At 39.7% G+C, this 19,780-nt stretch carries 18 protein-coding genes; 11 read left to right on the forward strand and 7 right to left on the reverse strand.

Annotated features, from left to right (window positions below; genetic code table 11):
• Positions 1–27 precede the first annotated feature (27 nt).
• Entirely contained in the window at positions 28–2,532 is a 2,505-nt protein-coding gene (locus PL8927_RS22830) for a S8 family serine peptidase (RefSeq protein ID WP_083625759.1), read from the reverse strand.
• A 623-nt stretch (positions 2,533–3,155) separates the two neighbouring features.
• On the reverse strand, positions 3,156–4,232 hold the full coding sequence (locus PL8927_RS22835) for an RNA-guided endonuclease InsQ/TnpB family protein (RefSeq protein WP_083625761.1): 1,077 nt from the start codon (positions 4,230–4,232) through the stop codon (positions 3,156–3,158).
• A gap of 806 nt (positions 4,233–5,038) precedes the next feature.
• Between PL8927_RS22835 and PL8927_RS22840 the strand changes: the two genes are divergently transcribed.
• Positions 5,039–5,446, forward strand: a complete 408-nt coding sequence (locus tag PL8927_RS22840; protein ID WP_083625762.1) for a hypothetical protein — start codon at positions 5,039–5,041, stop codon at positions 5,444–5,446.
• Positions 5,447–5,715: 269 nt separating this feature from the next.
• Positions 5,716–6,117 (forward strand): RsbRD N-terminal domain-containing protein, encoded by a 402-nt coding sequence (locus tag PL8927_RS22845; protein ID WP_083625763.1) that lies wholly within the window; start codon positions 5,716–5,718, stop codon positions 6,115–6,117.
• Between the two features lie 166 nt (positions 6,118–6,283).
• Here PL8927_RS22845 and PL8927_RS22850 read toward each other — a convergent pair whose 3' ends face one another.
• Together PL8927_RS22850 and PL8927_RS22855 are read right to left on the reverse strand one after the other, a co-directional pair.
• Positions 6,284–6,538, reverse strand: coding sequence for a hypothetical protein (locus PL8927_RS22850; RefSeq protein ID WP_083625764.1), 255 nt, complete (start codon positions 6,536–6,538; stop codon positions 6,284–6,286).
• Positions 6,539–6,632: 94 nt separating this feature from the next.
• Positions 6,633–7,565, reverse strand: a complete 933-nt coding sequence (locus PL8927_RS22855; protein ID WP_083625765.1) for an EamA family transporter — start codon at positions 7,563–7,565, stop codon at positions 6,633–6,635.
• 169 nt (positions 7,566–7,734) lie between these two features.
• Between PL8927_RS22855 and PL8927_RS22860 the strand changes: the two genes are divergently transcribed.
• From PL8927_RS22860 to PL8927_RS22875, 4 genes are all read left to right on the forward strand, one after another.
• Entirely contained in the window at positions 7,735–8,532 is a 798-nt protein-coding gene (locus PL8927_RS22860; RefSeq protein ID WP_083625766.1) for a hypothetical protein, read from the forward strand.
• On the forward strand, positions 8,516–10,021 hold the full coding sequence (locus tag PL8927_RS22865; protein ID WP_083625767.1) for a tetratricopeptide repeat protein: 1,506 nt from the start codon (positions 8,516–8,518) through the stop codon (positions 10,019–10,021). Before PL8927_RS22860 ends, PL8927_RS22865 begins: the two co-directional genes overlap by 17 nt.
• 80 nt (positions 10,022–10,101) lie before the next feature.
• Positions 10,102–10,410, forward strand: coding sequence for a hypothetical protein (locus PL8927_RS22870; RefSeq protein ID WP_083625768.1), 309 nt, complete (start codon positions 10,102–10,104; stop codon positions 10,408–10,410).
• Positions 10,411–10,418: 8 nt separating this feature from the next.
• The gene (locus PL8927_RS22875) at positions 10,419–10,895 is read left to right on the forward strand and encodes a PIN domain-containing protein (protein ID WP_083625769.1); all 477 of its coding nucleotides are present in this window, start codon (positions 10,419–10,421) and stop codon (positions 10,893–10,895) included.
• Between the two features lie 11 nt (positions 10,896–10,906).
• Here the strand turns inward: PL8927_RS22875 and PL8927_RS22880 are convergent, their stop codons facing one another.
• On the reverse strand, positions 10,907–11,140 hold the full coding sequence (locus PL8927_RS22880; RefSeq protein WP_083625770.1) for a type II toxin-antitoxin system HicB family antitoxin: 234 nt from the start codon (positions 11,138–11,140) through the stop codon (positions 10,907–10,909).
• Positions 11,141–11,580: 440 nt separating this feature from the next.
• Here PL8927_RS22880 and gltB point away from each other — a divergent pair, with 440 nt between their 5' ends.
• The 3 genes from gltB to PL8927_RS22895 are packed head-to-tail and all read left to right on the forward strand — an operon-like array spanning position 11,581 to position 18,061.
• Positions 11,581–16,203, forward strand: a complete 4,623-nt coding sequence (gltB, locus tag PL8927_RS22885) for a glutamate synthase large subunit (RefSeq protein WP_083625861.1) — start codon at positions 11,581–11,583, stop codon at positions 16,201–16,203.
• 41 nt (positions 16,204–16,244) lie between these two features.
• A complete protein-coding gene (locus PL8927_RS22890; RefSeq protein ID WP_231506121.1) occupies positions 16,245–17,396 on the forward strand; it encodes a DUF262 domain-containing protein in 1,152 nt (383 codons plus the stop codon).
• On the forward strand, positions 17,393–18,061 hold the full coding sequence (locus PL8927_RS22895; RefSeq protein WP_083625772.1) for an MAE_28990/MAE_18760 family HEPN-like nuclease: 669 nt from the start codon (positions 17,393–17,395) through the stop codon (positions 18,059–18,061). The genes PL8927_RS22890 and PL8927_RS22895 overlap by 4 nt, the downstream gene beginning before the upstream one ends.
• Positions 18,062–18,191: 130 nt before the next feature.
• On the opposite strand, the gene PL8927_RS22900 is transcribed toward PL8927_RS22895, so the two are convergent.
• Both PL8927_RS22900 and PL8927_RS22905 read right to left on the reverse strand, forming a co-directional pair.
• Positions 18,192–18,389 (reverse strand): prevent-host-death family protein, encoded by a 198-nt coding sequence (locus tag PL8927_RS22900; protein ID WP_083625773.1) that lies wholly within the window; start codon positions 18,387–18,389, stop codon positions 18,192–18,194.
• Between the two features lie 12 nt (positions 18,390–18,401).
• Positions 18,402–18,602, reverse strand: a complete 201-nt coding sequence (locus PL8927_RS22905) for a type II toxin-antitoxin system RelE family toxin (protein WP_231506122.1) — start codon at positions 18,600–18,602, stop codon at positions 18,402–18,404.
• Positions 18,603–18,714: 112 nt separating this feature from the next.
• On the opposite strand from PL8927_RS22905, the gene PL8927_RS22910 reads away from it, so the two are divergent.
• Entirely contained in the window at positions 18,715–18,960 is a 246-nt protein-coding gene (locus PL8927_RS22910) for a hypothetical protein (RefSeq protein ID WP_083625775.1), read from the forward strand.
• A gap of 155 nt (positions 18,961–19,115) precedes the next feature.
• Positions 19,116–19,679, forward strand: a complete 564-nt coding sequence (locus tag PL8927_RS22915; RefSeq protein WP_083625776.1) for a Uma2 family endonuclease — start codon at positions 19,116–19,118, stop codon at positions 19,677–19,679.
• The last annotated feature ends 101 nt before the right edge of the window (positions 19,680–19,780 follow it).

Here is a 19,780-nt window from a genome sequence, read left to right on the forward strand (position 1 = left end):
ATCGATTCCCTGACATTTTATTGTTAATTATGCGATCGCTACATCCGGCGGAATCACCGTTGAAATTTTAATTCCGTTAATAGCCTGGGGATTAGCGGTTTGAATTAAAATATCTTGAATCTGATCAACCGTAAGATTAGGATTAGCTTCTAACATCAGGGCAATTACCCCAGAAACGTAGGGTGCAGACATTGAAGTTCCACCCATAATCTCATAGCTATTCCCTGGTACGGTAGACAATACCCCAACTCCTGGTGCAACCACAAAATTAGACGGTTTAACGCCTGCGGGGTTGGAAAAGTCCGCAAATTGCAAGTTATTACTGTTACTACCATCAATTGCACCGACCGAGATGGCGAGGTCGTCTTCAGAAAAACGAGATGGATAAGTAGGGAAAGTGACTAAACCTTCTGCAAAATTGGAGCGTTCGTTACCTGCGGAAATGACTACAGTAACGTCCTTTTGTTTAGCGTGTTCCAATGCTGCTTTGATTTCAGGTTGTGAGACGACCTGTTGCTGTGAATCAGGACTATGTTCTCCAGAACTAATGTTAATCACCTTAGCTCCATTATCAACCGCATATCGAATTCCTTCAGCAAGGGTTTCGTTATACCCTTTAGAAGTGCTACTCACTCTCACAGGCATGATTTGAGCATTGAAAGCAACTCCATTAACATTCCATCGACCATTTGAATAAGCGCTATCACCATTAGCTGCGGCGGCTATCGTCCCAGCGACATGAGTTCCATGGGAATCATAGCCATTTTGTTGAAAACCTGGATAGGGATAGGCATCCTTACCAACAAAATCATACCCATTGATATCATCAATATAACCATTATTCTCATCATCAATTCCCGGCTGACCATTGGCTTCTGGTGAATTCATCCAAATATTATCCGCCAAATCAAAATGTTTCAAATCCACCCCGGTATCTAGCACCGCCACGATTACACCCTCTCCGGTATAGCCTTGATTCCACACTTCAGGTACATTCATCACGTTGAGATCTGCAAAATTATCATAGGTGGGAATATTCCCCGACGGCGTAGAGGTGAGATCGTTAATATCAGGATAAGGTATCGTTTGACCTGTCGCCAGAGCAACAGCCTTCGCCACATCAACAAGTCCCCAACCATAATAGGAACTATAGTTCGGAACACCAGAAGGGTCTAAAAATTGGGGTCGGGTTAAATTAGGAGTTGCTGACATATCCAGGGTATAACCCGTATTGCCTTGGGCTTGCTGTACCACGACAAAATATTCACCTGAATTTAAGCCATCAAGAGCAATTGTTTCTGGAGTGGTTCCGGGTTGATATTGCTCAAAAACATACTCATTGTTCTCAATATAACCACTCCCATTACGGTCTTGACCAATCCAAATATCAGCATCCGCATTAACACTTGGATTCAAAAAGTTAAGGTTTAGAGTCAGGTCGCTTTGGGTTGGTAATTGAATCCGATAAACATCATAGCGATCAAAAGGTTCAACAACATCATTAAATGCTACCAAGGAATTGAGTGTTCCCACATCTCTTGCTGTTGCTAGAGTATTTTCGGCATCATCTGGTTGCAAGAACGGGTATGGTGTGGCACTCAGGTTAAGGTTGTAGTTCGTATCTCCCTGATATTGCTTCACCCAAAGAAAGTAATTCCCTAATTGTAATGGCAAAATCTTAGTTTCTGGATTGAGATCACCATCTTCGGATCTCAAAACTTCTTGATCTGTATCTGATAGTGATCCATCACCATTGATATCTTGATATAGAACTAAATCGGCATCTGCGCTTAATCCCGTTAAATCAATTGTGACTTCGCTTGGGGTATTCAGGGTAAACCGATAGAAGTCGTAAACATCTGAATCTCCAACAAAGTTATTAATCGGTAAAATATTATTTAATACACCTAAATCTGTTGCTCCATTCGGCAGATTATTGGCAATATCTAAATTGCTATTTTCGACGTTAATCAAATGACCTTGAAGTTGTTCAGGTGTTACGGCATAAACCCATGCTAGAACTGATTTTGTCAAGGGGTCTTTAACCAATGTTCCCCCCTCAACCAGTTCTAATTGAATACTAGCTTCTGTGAATCCTCCTTTTAAACCAATCATGTCTTCCGCCGGATTAAAATCCCAGATGAGATCCCCAGAATAGACATTTGTAGTCGCTATATCAAGTTGTACAACAAATAGATCAGAATCCTCTCCACCATACAGGGAATCTCCCCCCCAATTACCAAAGATAGTATCTTGTCCGGTTCCTCCCCCTAGAATATCATCTGCTGCACCGCCATCGATATAATCATTATCTTGATCACCGCTAATCCAATCATTGCCATCATTACCCAATAAACTATCGTCTCCTTGATTACCAATGATAATATCGGTAATGGTTGAACCGAAAACCGTATCATTTCCGTCTAAAGCTGCTAATCCTTGAGGTGAATTAATCAGCAAATCCGGTAGAATTGTAAAGTTATCTGAACCGAATGTTAAAGCATAGTAGCCTTCTGGAGTTGCACCAATCATAAATTACTCCTTGGGTCAGTTTTTAAAGTTTGTTTTTATTAATGAGTATTCTAACTCACGGCTTTCAATAAATGATTAAACTCCCTTCAATTAATGTCAATAAAAATAGCTTATTGCCTCTTCTGTATTACCAAGTTCAACAGTCAAAAATATTGAAAAAAAAAGAATATAACCTCTTGAAACTCATCATCAAGTCAATATTCTCTGACTTTATTAAAAATGATAACAAATTTTACCATCAAATTTTTAAAATTTATTTACAATTTTATTAGAGCTAAAGTTAAAAAGACTTTTGGCTTTTCCCACCCTATTTTTTATCTAACATCTGGGTAAATTATCTAAAATTCCCCTAGATTTTTTTTAACACCCTATTGTTTTTATACTTAGACAAATTATTTAAAACTTTTATCTAAGTAACAAGAATTGCTTTTGGTTTACCAATGGGAGCGACTTAGAATATGCCGATAAAATTACCTGAACACAGGTATTAGAAGGGTAGTGAGAGTTAGATTAAAACAATTTTTGCCCTATTTTTTCAAGTTTTTCCAACTTTTTAATCTTGTTTAAATAACTTCAATAGCAGTTTTCAGAGTTTAGGGTTTAGAGTTTAAAGTGTGAACTACCTACACCGCCCTAATCGGGTCGGTGTAGGCTTCCGAATTCACAGACCGATGCCCCTTACTTTTACAAGCAGGTGGACTTACACAGCCTCCATCGGCAAAGACGGGGTTCCCTCCGCCTTCAGTTAATATTCTGATTCCTTCATTCCTGATGTTAAGTGCAGCGTTAATATCACGGTCATGGTGAGTATGGCAATTTGGACAAGCCCATTCTCTGATATCCAGAGACAACTCATCTAGGACATGACCACAACTCGAACAAGTTTTGGAGCTAGGGAAAAAGCGATCAATTTCTACAAGTTCGCCGTTTTTTTGCTTCAACTTGTAATCAATAAAGTTGACGAATTTTCCCCAACCTACATCAGATATTGCTTTGGATAGCTTCCGGTTTTTAACCATCCCCTTGACGTTGAGGTTTTCAACGACAATCACTTGGCTTTCGTTTACCAATTCTCTTGCTAATTTATGCAAGAAATCTTGGGGATTGGCATATTTAGTTGCGCTATCTCCGTCATGAACAATTGCAAAATCTTTTAACCCCAGATCAATCCCAATAATATTATCTCCCGACTGTTTAACGTCAGTTCCTTCCACTTCACATAAAATTGAAGCAAAGTATTTATCAGTCGAAGTTTTGGAGATTGTTACCGTTTTAATTTTCCCCGTAATTTCTCGGTGAAATATCGCTTTAATTTCACCAATCTTAGGGACTTTTAGATATTCACCGTTAACGGTAACACTTTGAGGATACTGAATTGATTGCTTGTGATGTTTAGATTTGAAATTGGGAAATTTAGCTCGTCCCTCAAAAAAGTTTTTGTAGGCTCTATCTAAGTTAATTGCTACGCACTGAAGAACCGATGAGTAGCAATCCTCTTTGAGCCAAGGATATTCTTTTTTGAGTTGAGGGAGCATTCCCTTATAAGATGCTAATTTTAGGCTTTTGCCAGTTTCTTGATAGTGCTGAATACAGGCGTTTAAGGCAAAATTCCAATACCACCTCGCACAGCCAAATGATTTGGCTAATGCCAATTCCTGTTCGGCTGTTGGATAGAGCCTGACCTTTGTAGCCTTCAGCACTTTAAATCACCTCCTTTTTTTAATGATCACCAATTATTGAACATTCTAGTCCCTGACCGCAATTCTGTTACTGAGCCTGCGATGCCCTGAGCTTGCCGAAGGGTCGAAGTATCCCACGACCTCATCGGGTCAGTCGTGGGGCACGCATGCGGAAGAAGCTAAAACCTGGAAATCAATGATTGTTTCCCAACGCTGCGCGAACAGGCTAAAAGCGAAAACCCGTTAAAACGGGTTCATGCAGATCAGAATTTAGTCATCTTTAGATTTAGATCCCTCACTATATATATAGCAGGGAACAGGGAACAGGGAACAGGGAACAGGGAACAGGGAACAGGGAACAGTAAGAAGTGAAAGGGTTTCAGGGTTTAAAAATGTCCTAACCGTAATGCGTAGCGCTATAGCAGGGAACAGCTTAACTCGGAACACCGCAGGTTCATAGGGGTGTACGGCGCACGGTTTTAGCATCAGTCTATGTCCTAACACCCCAGGCGCGACTGCTATATGTCCATCTGGTTATTACATAACTTTGTCTGACAGCCCTCTTAATTGCATAACAACAGGAAACCCCTCACCCCAAACCCCCATGAATACATAACAAATGGGAGGACTACCAGAAAGTATGTAAAAAAATGTAACAAGGGCTACCATTATGCAAATAGTCGAGTTATTGTATACCTATACACAGAAAAGTTAAAACGATGTGTGCCAAACGACTGACTATTGCCATCCCCAATGGGTTGTATGAGCGATTGCAGACTGTTAAACAAGAAATCAACATATCTGGCGTGTGCCAGGAGGCTTTAAACATGGCGATTACACTCAAAGAAACCCAAACCCAAGCATTAACCTTCAACCACCAACAACTGATTGACCGCCTGAAACTGGAAAAGAAACTGTTAGTGGCGCAAATCAAAGAACAAGGTCGGAAATTAGGCATTAAATCCGCCATGACCCTTTCCTATAAAGAATTCCAACGCATCGAACGCCTCAGTCAAGGTCATGTCAGAATCGAAGCCAGTTCCTTTGCGGGGATGTGGAAATTATTAGCCAGTCGTCAACCTGAGAAAAACATGGAATTTGAAGGTGAAGAATTACGCGAAATGGCATCTTTGAATGAGGAGAACAAAGCAATTTTTGTCGAAGGTTGGATGGAAGGCGTATTAACGGTTTGGAATCAAATTAAAGACGAACTTAATAATGTGGAAGCCGAATAAAATCCAGGGATTTAACCTAATGAATTCATTTCAAAGGGCTAATCATGATTCGACTATTCCTATTGTTAAAAACTCTGAATTTTGTCAAACAACCCAAATGCGGTTAGCAGTAACTATAGCATTTTTAGATCACTTGTGAATTATTAGATACAAAAGTAATCGATTTTTTAAATACGAAATAGAGAGAGTTTACAAGTTCGATCAGATTGCTATAGTTTTCCCCTTTTTAACTTATTTACTAATCTGGCAAATGCCAGGAGGCTTTAATTATGGCTATTTCTCTACAAGAACAAATCACTGCCACCTTTGATTCTCAATCCTTAGTTCAACGCTTACGCGAAGACAAAAAAACCATAGCAGAACAAGTCCAAGAACAAGGTTTTAATTTTGGGATTAAATCGGCGAGTAGTTTATCTTATCAAGAATTTCACCGGATTGAAAATCTGAATGTTGCCGGGATTGATATTGACTCAGAAGCATTTGCCGAATTGTGGGATTTTTTAGATAATCACCACTATCAAAATCAAAATCGTTTAGAATCGGGTGAATTGAGTCATTTATTACCCGATGATGATCAAAATAAATTAACATTTGTTAAAAGTTGGATGGCAGGAGTTTTATCAGTTTGGCATGAAATTAAAAATAAAGTTGATAGTGAAGATGGGGAATAATTGACTGCGAAATTTTCTGTTTGTTTTCAGTCAAAAAACATTAAACTGTAGAGACGTAATTACACAACGTTTCTACAGCTTTTTATTTGTAGTGAGTCCTTCAGGACTCTAAGTTTGTAGTGAGTCCTTCAGGACTCTTAGAAAGCCCTGAAGGGCTTACTACGGTTTAAAGTTCAAGAAACTGGGGCTTAGATTCAATAGATTCTGGATAATTTTCGGGGTCTTGTTGATGATTTTGGGGGGATGAATTAGAACCTAAAGTGAATGTTACGATTAGAGCGATCGCAATAATAATAATAAATGTCCAGACGGGATCAGAATGTTCAATATGTCGCTCTTTTCCGCAAGCTAAACAGACCCAGTGATTACTATTATGGCTGTTTTGAATCCATTTACAACGTAAACCATTACATTTTTTCATAATCTTTGAACCTCCTGATTAATTGTGTTTTTGTGGCGGTAGAATTTTGTGTTTCTTGCCCCCCTTGCTTGGTAAGGGAGGTTGGGGGGGTCATCTATTTTTGGTTGGGGGATAAGTTGTAACGAATTAGGGCGAAAATTAATAAGAAAATGGCGAACCATTGCCCGAATGTTGCGGTTTGTTGGAACATTAAGGTGGCAATTAAGAATTGACCTGTGGGGGAAAGTAAGTTAAAAATACCGATGGTTGTAGTGGGAACATTCCAACGGGGGTTAACAGCTTCGGCTTGTAATAAAATCGGGATTAAAGAAACTAAACTCACCAGCAATAATAAAAGCCATTGTCCGAGGTTTAGTTCAAATACAGTTGAACTAAAGGCGGGCATAATATTTAAGCTGAACACGGCTAACGGTGCTGGTAATAACAGGGTTTCTAAGGTGACTAAGGTGATGCTATTGTTGATCTGTTTAGCGGCGGATTTTCGGGCAATAATAACTAAAGCGAAAGTTAAGCCAATACTGACGAGGAAAAACAGGGATAACGGATCGGTAATCACTTGACTGGCGAAAAGTGCGATCGCAATCATTCCTAACCCTAACGCTTGTTTTTTCTGGCGGTTTAAGGGTTCTTTTAAGATAAAATAGGAGAGAAAAGCCGTTGCAATGGTGCAGAAAAACATTCCCGCAGAGGCGACTTTTTGATAGTTTAAAAGAATCGCTGGATAGAATACGGCTAAATGCAGTAAATATGCACCGCCAGAAGCGATTAAACTGCGGCAAATTTCGGGTTTACGACCCAAGTTAATCAGTTCTGCAAATTTTCCGCGTAGGGCAAAAATGATTAATAATAAGGTTAATACCGCGAGGATACGGACACAAATCGTTAAATAGCAGGGGGAAAAGGAAACCTGTTTAATTAAAATCGTATAAAACGCCCAAAGCGTAGGGGAAGCAATGGCAGAAATTAAGCCAAAGTTAATGGAAATATTAGCCACAATAGGGGGGCTTTTTTGAAGGTTTGTAGCCATTTGTCGTACTTCTTTTATCAGGACGACACCACCCTATAAAGGGGTTTAATCCCCCGAAAGTTTCCCCCGTGATCGCTGAAATGCTGCTATAATCGGGGTTAGAAATCGGGGAAAGCCAGAAACCCTGGGGAAATGGAAAAATTTTTTTAGGGAAACGGGGAAAGCACCAATGAACAAAACACCAAAGGGCAAAAAAAATCGTTCCTATGGAGTCGGTGTTAAATATTGGGTGAAGGGATTATTTAAAGTCTTGCTGGAGTTAGCGGAAGAATCTGAGAATTGGCTATCAACGAATACAGTTATTATTGAAAATTTGAAGATTGATATTTTTTGCGAGAACAAAGTTAAAGGTCGAGTCAAACGTCAAGATAAACAATCAATTACCCCAGAACAGGTCAAGGAAGCACTGAATCATTATTTTTCAGAATTTTTAGAAATATTAGAAGATAAACGTAAGGTAAAAAAAGGTCGAGGTGCGGATATTTGGGAATTTAAGTTAACGTTATGGTGTGAAGATTTAAACGGAAATTTAGAGTGTTTTGATCAAAAATGGGAAGCTAAATATCGAGAATGGTTTCCTGAAAATGAAAAAAATTTAGATCAAGATAGTCCAGTGAGTATACTCAGCGATAATAAAGTTCCTTCTTATGGTTTGAATTTAACTGAGCATAAACAAAATAGAAAGTTAGGTGATAGATCTATTACTAATTTTACCCCTACTATTATCAATAATCATAATTTAAACATTAATCAATTAAACGATTCTTATCCTGCTGATATCCGTGCTTGCCAAAAATTAATTTATTTGTTAAAATCAGAACTATATGGTAAAAAATCTGAAAGCATAGATGAGGGAGTTTGCTCTCTAACAACTCAAGAAATTCATCAAATTATAGAATTAGTAAATAATCTTGAAGAACAAATTGATAATATAGAGGTTAATAAAAATCATGAGCAACCTAGTTAATGAAAGCAATCTAAATTTATTTTTTGAAAAAGCTGAATCTTATGAATTTTTAGGATTGTATAAAAAAGCAAAAAAAATTTATTTAAAAATTCTGCGAAATTCAAAAAAGAATAGTAATAAAGCTACTGAAATTAGAGTTTTATGTAACTTAGGTAATATTGAACAATTATTAGGTGACTATAGCAAAGCTATTGATTATTACCAACACAGTTTAATAATTTCTCAGGAAATTGGTGATATAAGATGTCAGGGTAATATTCTAGGCAATTTAGGGAATGTCTATCAAGCATTAGGTGACTCTAGCAAAGCTATTGATTATTACGAACACAGTTTAATAATTTCTCAGGAAATTGGTGATATAAGATGTCAGGGTAATATTCTAGGCAATTTAGGGAATGTCTATCAAGTATTAGGTGACTATAGTAAAGCCATTGATTATTATCAACAAAGTTTAATAATTTCTCAGGAAATTGGTGATATAAGTTCTCAGGGTAATGCACTCGGCAACTTAGGAATAAGTTATCAAATTTTAGGCAAGTACAAAAATGCCATGAGCTTTTTTGGGCAGCAATTACAAATTGCTCAGGAGATAGGGGATATCAGGATGGTAGCAAATAGCTTAAATCAAATAGCAGGATTATACTATTCTCAAGGAGATTATAATCAAGCCGAACCCTTATACCAGAGAGCACTGGCTATTGATGAAAAATCCCTCCCCCCCGACCATCCCCAATTGGCGAGTTCCCTCAATAACTTAGCGGGACTCTACTATTCCCAAGGGCGATACTCAGAAGCCGAACCTCTTTATTTAGAAGCGGTAGCCATCATCCGCCAAGCTTTACCCCCCAACCATCCCGACTTAGCCACCTCCCTCAATAACTTAGCTCAACTCTACTATTCCCAAGGACGGTACTCAGAAGCCGAACCCCTTTATTTAGAAGCGGTAGCCATCATCCGCCAAGCTTTACCCCCCAACCATCCCGACTTAGCCACCTCCCTCAATAACTTAGCTCAACTCTACTATTCCCAAGGACGGTACTCAGAAGCCGAACCTTTGTACCAAAGATCACTGGCTATTGTAGAAACAGCCCTCCCCCCCGACCATCCCCAATTAGCAAACCACATCAACAACTTAGCTGGACTCTACGAATCCCAAGGACGGTACTCAGAAGCCGAACCTTTGTACCAAAGAGTGCTGGCTATTGATGAAAAATCCCTCCCCCCCGACCATCCCCAATTAGCAAACCACATCAACAACTTAGCTGGACTCTACGAATCCCAAGGACGGTACTCAGAAGCCGAACCCTTGTATATCCAAGCGTTGAGAATTGTGATGCAGAAATTGGGGGAAAATCATCCGAATACGCAGACTGTTTGGGAAAATTATCGAATATTTTTAAGCAAGGTTTTAGAAGAACAGCGTACTGAGGAATTATCGGAGGAATGGAGTTTAGAAATCATTCAGAAAATGTTAGATGGGGAGGGATAGGAAAAGACTTTTGACATTGTTTGAGGAGAGTGCTAGGATGGCGGTAATTATTCCGCTTCCTCGCTTGCAACAAGGAATCAATGAAAGCAGTTAAGGCTACTGGAAAAATCAATACGGTCGGTCAATTATCTTTAGACTACCCAATAAAAGGGACTCTACCCAGTTCGGTAAGAGTCATTATTGTTTGGGAAGAAACAGAAACGGAAGTTAATGAATTTTGGCAACAAATTAGTGAATATCAACAACATCCTTTAAGGTCAGCAGAACAACTACAACAGGAATTAAAGCAATCTTTGACCGAAGCGGGTTATGATTCTAGGGAGAAAATCATTGACCTTGTACAAGATATTAAACGGGAAATATCTCAAGAACGTCAACAAAAACAATAGTTAATAAAATGACGAAGATTCCGCAATTAATTTTTTTAGATACTAATGTTTATTTAATCGGTGCAGTTGAACTAGACAGTCCTGAAGGTTTAATTATTAAATGGCTAGGCTGGGAAGCTCAAAATGATAATCCTGTTGCGGTGATCATTTCTGAAGAATTGATTGACCAAATTTCCAGAGTTGCTAAACGGTTGAAAAACAAAGATTGGGGCGGAGAACTCATTGGACGAATTTGGCAAAATTTAAAAGTTTTTTATGTCCAGATTGATGATGTTGAGTTAGCCAAAATTGAAGATTTGGGAGTTATACCCCGTGAAGATGTGGGGGTTTATTTAACAGCGAAAATGGGTCAATGTCAATGTTTTATATCGGCTAATCATAAGTTAATTAAGGTTTTAGCTCAACAAACAGGGGAGTTTGAATGTTTAACGCCATCTGGTTTTGTGAGTAAGTATCTAAAATTAGATCAAAATGGAGAATTTTAGAACAGATGAACCTAAAACATTAATGGCTTAACCATTAAATCTTTTCTGGGAATTGACTGATGATCAGCCCTTAAACTTTCAATATATAATTCAATCGCTTCTGTAATATTATCGATCGCTTCTTCAAAGGAATCTCCTTGAGAATGACAACCTTTTAGAATAGGGCAAAAAGCATGATAACCTCCATCGGGTTCTTTTTGCAGAATCACTGTATAATTGTAAACTTGTTTATTATTGTTATCCATAAGTTTTGAACTTGTTAGTAATCTACCGACTTTTACCTCAGCATTATTTCATAATAACTTACAGTTCCCTCCTGTAGATCCCAGGTTTCGGAATTGGATTTACCTCAAGGGAAGAAAAGACTCACAGCTTGAGCAATGACTCAGAAACAGAAGTAACGAAAGTTTAAGCGATCGCAATTATTTTTAGTTTTGTTAGGGATTATTAATAATTGACTCCAACCCCGACAATAAAAGGAATAGAAGCGATCGCCCTTAATAAATTTTACAAAAATCCCCGATCCACTTCCTTAAAGTTTTCCTTAAGATATAACATTAGAACTCTGTCTAATTGGAGAATAGAGCATAATTTAGGTTATTCCCTCCTTGAACAACGCATTCGTCACCCTGACAAACGGTTCATTCCTATCCCTCTGGTCATAGATAACGTTAAATTAACTGCAATGAATACTCAAGCATTCCCCGAAAAACAAGGTCTCTACGATCCTCAATTTGAACACGACGCCTGTGGGGTCGGGTTCATCGTCCATCAGAAGGGGCAAAAATCCCATGATATTGTTGAAAATGCCTTAACGATTTTACTCAACCTCGACCATCGCGGCGCCTGTGGGTGCGAAGTCAATACCGGAGATGGGGCGGGAATTTTAATGCAGGTTCCCCATAAATTCCTTAAAAAAGTCGCGGCGGCGGAGAATATTAGTTTACCCGAACCCGGACAATATGGCGTGGGGATGATTTATAGTTCCCCTGACCCCCAACAGCGCCAAAAAGGTCGGGAGATTTTAGAAAAAATTGTCACCGAAGAAGGTCAAACCGTTCTGGGTTGGCGGGATGTTCCTACGGATCATTCTAGTTTAGGAAATACCGCCCAGTCCAGTGAACCCTTTATGCAGCAGGTGTTCATTGGTCGTAACCCTAATATTAGCGATGATCTGGTGTTTGAACGCAAACTCTATGTGATTCGTAAATTATCCCATACTGAAATCCGCGTTCCGGGTGCTGATCCTTATTGGTATATTTCCAGTCTGTCCTGTCGGACAATGGTGTATAAAGGGATGTTGATGCCTGTGCAGGTGGGACAATATTACCCGGAACTCCATGATCCTGATATGGAGAGTGCGTTGGCGTTGGTTCACTCTCGCTTCAGTACCAATACCTTCCCCAGTTGGGAACGCTCTCACCCCTATCGTTATATTGCTCACAACGGCGAAATTAATACCCTCCGAGGCAATATTAACTGGATGACCGCCCGCCAGTCGATGTTTGAGTCCGAACTGTTTGGGGACGATCTCAAGAAAATTCAACCCGTCATTAACGTTAACGGAAGTGACTCGACTATTTTTGATAATGCCTTAGAATTGTTAGTCTTAGCAGGGCGATCGCTTCCCCATGCGGTGATGATGATGATCCCCGAACCTTGGACAGCCCACGAGTCCATGAGTGAGGAGAAAAAGGCGTTTTATGAATACCATTCCTGCTTAATGGAACCTTGGGATGGCCCCGCTTCTATTGCGTTTACCGATGGGACGATGATGGGGGCTGTTCTTGACCGCAACGGGTTACGGCCTTCCCGCTATTATGTAACGAAGGATGATCTGGTAATTATGGCGTCGGAAGCCGGAGTGCTCCCCATTGAACCGGAACGAGTCGCTTATAAAGGCCGTTTGCAACCGGGGCGGATGTTCCTCGTGGATATGGAACAAGGGCGGATCATTGCGGATGAGGAAATTAAGGCGAAAATCGCTACAGAACAGCCTTATCGGGAATGGTTGAATGAACATTTAGTCGCCCTGGAGAACCTCAAAGACCCTGTAGAGACGTTGCATACAACGTCTCTACATCATCGGACGGATGGGTTAGTGCAGCAACAAACAGCCTTTGGTTATACCTTTGAAGACTTGCGACTGTTATTAACGCCAATGGCGCGGGATGGGGTTGAGGCGGTGGGTTCGATGGGAACTGATACCCCGTTGGCGGTGTTATCCGATCGCCCGAAACTGTTGTATGAGTATTTCCAACAACTGTTTGCTCAGGTTACAAACCCCCCTATTGACTCCATTCGGGAAGAAATTATCACTTCAGCCGATACCACCATCGGGGCGGAACGCAACTTATTAAAACCCGAACCCGAAAGCTGTCACCTGATCAAACTCAAAACCCCTATTCTCAGTAATGCCGAATTAGCAAAACTGAAAGCGGTTAACGAAGAGGGTTTTCACGCTATTACCCTGCCAATTCTGTTTAACCCCAAAGATGGGGTAAACGGCTTAGAAGCGGTGATGACGGGGATTTTTGAGCAAGCTGATAAAGCAATTGAGGACGGGGTGAACCTCTTGATTTTGAGCGATCGCGGTGTTGATCCGAATAACGCCCCTATCCCGGCTTTATTAGCCGTATCCGGTTTACATCACCATCTGATTCGTCACGGAACTCGGACACGGGTTGGGATTATTTTAGAATCCGGTGAACCGCGAGAAGTCCATCATTTTGCAGTTTTAATCGGGTATGGTTGCTGTGCGATTAATCCCTATATCGCTTTTGAAAGTATCCACGATATGATCTCTCAAGGATTATTGGTGGGTGTGGACTACAAAACCGCCTGTAAGAATTACGTTAAATCCGCAACAAAGGGGGTAATTAAAGTTGCTTCTAAAATTGGAATTTCCACCTTACAAAGTTATCGCGGGGCTCAAATTTTTGAAGCCATTGGGTTAAATCAATCGGTGATTGATCGATACTTTAGTTGGACGGCTTCTCGCATTCAAGGCGCTGATTTAGAAGTCATTGCAAAAGAGGCTATTTTACGTCATACCAATGCCTTTCCTGACCGTCCGGGTGATCAAACTCCGACCCTTGATGTGGGGGGAGAATATCAATGGCGTAAAGACGGAGAAGCCCATTTACTCAGTCCTGAAGCGATTCATTCTCTGCAAAAAGCCGTTAAGGTGGGGGATTATGAATTGTTCAAAAAATACGCTCAGTTGGTGAATGAACAGAATCAGAAATATTTTACTTTGCGGGGGTTATTGCAATTTAAAGAGAAGGATTTAACAGGCAGGATGCCTGTTCCACTGGAGGAAGTTGAACCCATTGAAGCCATTATGAAACGGTTTAAAACTGGGGCGATGAGTTATGGTTCAATTTCTAAAGAAGCTCATGAAACGTTAGCGATCGCCATGAACCGTATTGGTGGTAAGTCTAACACAGGAGAAGGCGGCGAAGACCCAGAACGTTATACCTGGACAAACGAACAAGGGGACTCGAAAAATAGCGCCATTAAGCAAGTCGCCTCCGGTCGGTTTGGGGTTACGAGTTTGTACCTGTCCCAAGCCAAGGAAATTCAAATTAAAATGGCACAGGGGGCTAAACCCGGAGAAGGGGGACAACTCCCCGGACGTAAGGTTTATCCGTCTATTGCGAAGGTTCGTCACTCAACGCCGGGGGTGGGTTTGATTTCGCCTCCTCCTCACCACGATATTTATTCCATTGAGGACTTAGCCGAATTAATCCATGATTTGAAAAACTCCAACCGTCAGGCTCGGATCAGTGTGAAATTAGTCTCAGAAGTCGGAGTTGGAACCATTGCCGCCGGGGTTGCGAAAGCCCATGCTGATGTGGTATTAATCTCCGGGTTTGATGGGGGCACGGGTGCATCTCCCCAAACCTCTATTAAACACGCCGGACTGCCTTGGGAGTTGGGGTTAGCGGAAACCCATCAAACTCTGGTGTTGAATAATTTGCGATCGCGTATTGCTGTCGAAACCGATGGTCAGATGAAGACCGGACGAGATGTGGTAATTGCGGCGTTGTTAGGAGCAGAGGAATTCGGCTTTTCAACTGCACCGTTAGTCACCTTGGGTTGTATTATGATGCGGGTGTGCCACCTGAATACCTGTCCGGTGGGGATTGCTACCCAAAACCCCCAACTGCGGGAAAGCTTTTCGGGTGATCCTGAGTATACCGTTAACTTCATGAAGTTCATCGCCCAGGAAGTCCGAGAAATCATGGCTGAGTTGGGTTTCCGCAGCTTAACTGAAATGGTGGGACGCACGGATGTATTGGAAGCTAAAAAAGCCGTTGACCATTGGAAAGCCAAAGGCATTGACCTCTCGAAAATCCTCTATCAACCGGAAGTTGGGGAAGACATCGGCCGTTATTGTCAAATTCCCCAAGATCACGGTTTAGATAAATCCTTGGATATCACCGTGTTACTGGATCTGTGTAAACCCGCTATTGAGAAGGGTGAGAAGGTTGCCGCCAAGTTACCGATTAAAAATATTAACCGGGCGGTGGGAACGATTTTAGGCAATGAAATCACCAAAAACCATTGGCAAGGTTTACCGGAAGATACGGTGCATCTGCATTTCCAAGGCAGTGCGGGTCAAAGCTTGGGGGCTTTTGTTCCCAAGGGGGTAACGTTAGAATTGGAAGGGGATGCTAACGACTATGTAGGTAAGGGATTAAGTGGAGGGAAAATTATTATTTATCCCCCAGCTAAATCTACATTTATCCCCGAAGAAAATATCATTATCGGCAATGTGGCGTTATATGGCGCAACTCTTGGGGAAGTCTATATTCGAGGGTTAGCGGGTGAACGTTTCGGGGTGCGGAACTCCGGCGTGAATGCCGTTGTGGAAGGCGTGGGAGATCACGGTTGTGAATATATGACCGGAGGTAAGGTCGTTGTCCTGGGCACCACCGGACGGAACTTTGCGGCGGGAATGAGTGGCGGTATTGCTTATATCTTGGATGAAACGGGGGATTTTGCCACTCGTTGTAATCCGTCAATGGTCGATTTAGAAAAGTTGGAAGACCCGGAAGAAATTAATCAGGTTTACCAATTAATTGCTAAACACGCGGAGTATACCAAGAGTCAAAAAGCGTTGAAAATTTTAGCCCATTGGACGGAAATGATTCCGACGTTTGTTAAAGTGATTCCGCGCGATTATAAGCGGGTTTTAGAAGCATTAAAAGAAGCTGAAAAATCCGGTTTAACTGGGGATGAAGCGTTAACGGCGGCGTTTGAAGCTAATTCCCGTGATGTGGCGCGGGTTGGCGGAAGTTAGAATGTTAGAATAACAGGGGGCTTCGGCCCCTTGTTGGACTGATGAATAGCTATATAAATGATTTTAATAGTAAGGAAAATATGGGACTTCAGGAAGAAATTGACAGCATGAGGCAAGAAATTAGAGCCGATAGATACTCGATGTCTATTGGGGAATGGATCAGTCTTTATGAAAGTGAAGAAATTGATATACACCCTGAATTTCAAAGATTTTTCCGGTGGACGGATACTCAAAAAACTAATTTTATAGAATCTATTTTACTGGGAATACCAATTCCACCTATTTTTGTGTCTCAACGAGAAGATGGAGTTTGGGATGTTGTAGACGGTTTACAACGTTTGTCTACTATATATCAGTTTATTGGAAAATTAAAAGATGAAAATAACCAACTTATCCCTCCTTTAGTGCTTGAAGGAACTAAATATTTACCTAATCTCAATAATAAAATATGGGAAGATCCAGATGATTCGGAAAACGAAAACTGTCTGACTCAAGCTCAACGTCTTTTGATAAAAAGAGCCAAAATTGATGTCAATATTCTATTAAAAGAAAGCGATAAGGTTGCGAAATATGAATTATTTCAACGATTAAATAATGGGGGATCTCTAGCTACTCCACAGGAGGTAAGAAACTGTATTCTTGTAATGTATAATCGTGAAATGTTTCATTGGATGAAAGGTTTAAGTCAAAATCAATCTTTTCAAGAATGTATAGCTCTTGGTGATCGTCTTATTCATGAACAATATGATTTAGAGTTACTGCTCAGGTTTTTAGTATTCCGTAATATTGAACAAAATGTAATGAAAGGTATAAAAAATGATTTGGGACAATTCTTGACAGAAAAGATGGTAGAAATGGCAGAGAATTCAGAGTTTAATTATGAAGAAGAAGAAAAAGCATTTAAGCAAACATTTTCAATTTTATATGAACAGATGGGAAGTGATAGTTTTCGTAGATATTCAGCTACTAAAGATAAGTTTATGGGAGGATTCTTAGTCTCTGCCTATGAAGTGATTGCTTTAGGAGTAGGTTATCATTGTGAACAGTTATCTAGCTCTAATTTCAACATAAGAGATAAAGTAAAAGAAATTTGGTCACGTCCTGAGTATAAAGAATGGTCAGGTGGAGGTACTAACGCCCAGCGAAGACTCCCGAAATTAGTTCCCTTTGGTCGCCAAATGTTTCAACCATGAAGAAAATACGGAACCCAGAGGATCTTAATGATAAGCTTTCAGAGGAACTTGTATGGAGAAAAAAAGAGCTTTCATCTTTGAAAGCCATGATTGATTTGAAATCACCTTCTCCTGATAAACGCAGAGCATTACTTCGTAGCGGAATAACGATCCTTTATGCTCATTGGGAAGGCTTTATTAAAGTAGCAGCTAATAGTTATTTAGAATTTGTTGCTATGCAAGGACTTCCCTATAATCAGCTTTCCAATAATTTTATAGCTTTAGCAATGAAAGATCAGTTAGATCAAGCAAAAGACACAAACAAGGCAACTATATACTGTGAAGTAGCTGATTTTTTTATAACAAAGCTGACTGAACGGAGCAGAATTAAATATGAAAATAGAATAGCCACATCTAATCTTTCATCATCCGTTTTTAAAGAGATAGTTTTTATGCTGGGTTTAGATTACTCCTTTTATGAAACAAAAGAAGTAATAATCGATGAAAAGTTGCTAGGAAAGAGAAATAAAATAGCTCATGGTGAGTATCTTGACATAGATGAACAAGATTATGATGAGTTGCATCAACAAATAATATCAATGATTGATCATTTTCGTAATCAAATAGATAATTGTGCAGCTACAAAGCAATATTGTTGTAATGAGGATAAATCAGGGGAAATTTAGTTGAATAAATATCAGGAAGGGCGGGTTTATCAAGATTTCTGTGAATTAACAAAGATTGTCTCGAACCCGCCCCTACGGATGGTTAAAATTTGATTCAATTAATTAGGATTTATATATTAATGGATTTCAGCTAAGATAAATTCAAAATTTGCTTAACTTCATCTAACGAAAAAGTAGGACTTTCTTGTTCTTCTTGTTGTGCTATTCTTAAATCTTGTAAATCCTGTAAATCTTCTAACAGTTCTTGAATTTTAAGAAATTCTTCACTGGGTAAAATGACAAATTCTTGACCATTTTTATTAATAAATTCAGGATGAAGTTGAATCATAATATTCTCCGATTAATTATTATAAGCTTTACTACGATGTTTAACTCGATAGATAACTAAGTTTTGTTCCTCAACTGCAAATAATACCCGATAATCTCCAACTCTTAAACGGTATTCTGGTGTAAAGTTTGTTAATCGTTTGACATCTCCTTGTAAATTATTTTGCATCCCTTCTATTTTAGCAAGAATTCGTTTCTGTAGTTCACAACCCAAAGATCATAGTTTTTCTAAAAATAGCGATCGCTCTTGACCAAACTCAAAACCGAATCGGTTATACTGAAATTATGTTTTAATTTGTACCCTAGAAATAGGTAGGATAAAAATTATGACAACAACAATTCAAGTTGATATTTCCTTTGATTCATTAATTACAGCAATTAAATCCTTAGATTTATCCCAAAAACATCAGCTTTTAGAAATTTTAGAAGATCAGATTTTTGAAGATGAAGCCGAACTTGAAGAAGACCCCAAAATTATTACTGAAATTGAAGAGGCGCGTCAAGCTTATCAAAGGGGAGACTATCAAACCATTCAAGATTATATGGCAAATCAGCTTGACAAAACAACATGAGTTATTTGGAAAGTCTTAAAACTACGTTGGAAGAGGCTTTAGAATTTAATCGCCAAGATGCTATTAATGCTGCCAATTGTTAAGATTGATCTACCCCTTTCCTGATCAAAAAATCGATTATAATCATCAATTAAGCTATCTTGAAGGCAACCTCAATGGTACAAACTCCATCCAAAACCATCTCTTTAGAAGAGTTTCTGAAACAACCTGAAACTAAACCCGCCAGTGAATATATTGAGGGTCAAATTATCCAGAAATCTATGCCACAAGGAAAACATAGTACAATTCAAGGGGAACTTGTTATCGCTCTGAATGCTATTTTAAAACCTGCAAAAATTGCCCGTGCATTCCCTGAACTGCGGTGTACCTTTGGAGAACGTTCAATTGTTCCTGATGTTTCTGTTTTTACTTGGGATAGAATTCCCCGTGATGATAATGGTGCAATTGCAAATACTTTTTTAATCGCGCCGGACTGGATGATTGAAATTTTATCCCCCGATCAAAGTCCAACAAAAGTGATTAAAAACATTCTCTATTGTCTCAATAATCAGACTCAAATGGCTTGGTTAATCGATCCTGAAGAACAATCTATTTTTGTTTATCACTCCAAACAACAAATAGAAGTCTTTGATCAACTGGAGTCAGAGATTCCTGTTCCCCTGTTTGCAACCGATGTTAAACTAACCGTTGGGGCGTTATTTGCTTGGCTTTTAGAGTGAAAATCGTTCCCCAGCAGAACTTCTATATCATTAAGAAATATTGAAAATTCTTTAAATCAACCTTAAATATGCCTTAAAATTCAACAGAGCGAATCACAATG

It is taken from the genome of Planktothrix serta PCC 8927, assembly GCF_900010725.2.
GTDB classification, from domain to species: Bacteria; Cyanobacteriota; Cyanobacteriia; order Cyanobacteriales; family Microcoleaceae; genus Planktothrix; species Planktothrix serta.

Coding starts and splice junctions, on each gene's coding strand:
- PL8927_RS22895 (WP_083625772.1), top strand. CDS start 17,393: ATGAAGAAAATACGGAACCCAGAGGATCTTAATGATAAGCTTTCAGAG.
- PL8927_RS22910 (WP_083625775.1), top strand. CDS start 18,715: ATGACAACAACAATTCAAGTTGATATTTCCTTTGATTCATTAATTACA.
- PL8927_RS22880 (WP_083625770.1), bottom strand. CDS start 11,140: ATGGATAACAATAATAAACAAGTTTACAATTATACAGTGATTCTGCAA.
- PL8927_RS22890 (WP_231506121.1), top strand. CDS start 16,245: ATGAATAGCTATATAAATGATTTTAATAGTAAGGAAAATATGGGACTT.
- PL8927_RS22875 (WP_083625769.1), top strand. CDS start 10,419: ATGACGAAGATTCCGCAATTAATTTTTTTAGATACTAATGTTTATTTA.
- PL8927_RS22865 (WP_083625767.1), top strand. CDS start 8,516: ATGAGCAACCTAGTTAATGAAAGCAATCTAAATTTATTTTTTGAAAAA.
- gltB (WP_083625861.1), top strand. CDS start 11,581: ATGAATACTCAAGCATTCCCCGAAAAACAAGGTCTCTACGATCCTCAA.
- PL8927_RS22855 (WP_083625765.1), bottom strand. CDS start 7,565: ATGGCTACAAACCTTCAAAAAAGCCCCCCTATTGTGGCTAATATTTCC.
- PL8927_RS22830 (WP_083625759.1), bottom strand. CDS start 2,532: ATGATTGGTGCAACTCCAGAAGGCTACTATGCTTTAACATTCGGTTCA.
- PL8927_RS22900 (WP_083625773.1), bottom strand. CDS start 18,389: ATGATTCAACTTCATCCTGAATTTATTAATAAAAATGGTCAAGAATTT.
- PL8927_RS22870 (WP_083625768.1), top strand. CDS start 10,102: ATGAAAGCAGTTAAGGCTACTGGAAAAATCAATACGGTCGGTCAATTA.
- PL8927_RS22845 (WP_083625763.1), top strand. CDS start 5,716: ATGGCTATTTCTCTACAAGAACAAATCACTGCCACCTTTGATTCTCAA.
- PL8927_RS22860 (WP_083625766.1), top strand. CDS start 7,735: ATGAACAAAACACCAAAGGGCAAAAAAAATCGTTCCTATGGAGTCGGT.
- PL8927_RS22850 (WP_083625764.1), bottom strand. CDS start 6,538: ATGAAAAAATGTAATGGTTTACGTTGTAAATGGATTCAAAACAGCCAT.
- PL8927_RS22915 (WP_083625776.1), top strand. CDS start 19,116: ATGGTACAAACTCCATCCAAAACCATCTCTTTAGAAGAGTTTCTGAAA.
- PL8927_RS22840 (WP_083625762.1), top strand. CDS start 5,039: ATGGCGATTACACTCAAAGAAACCCAAACCCAAGCATTAACCTTCAAC.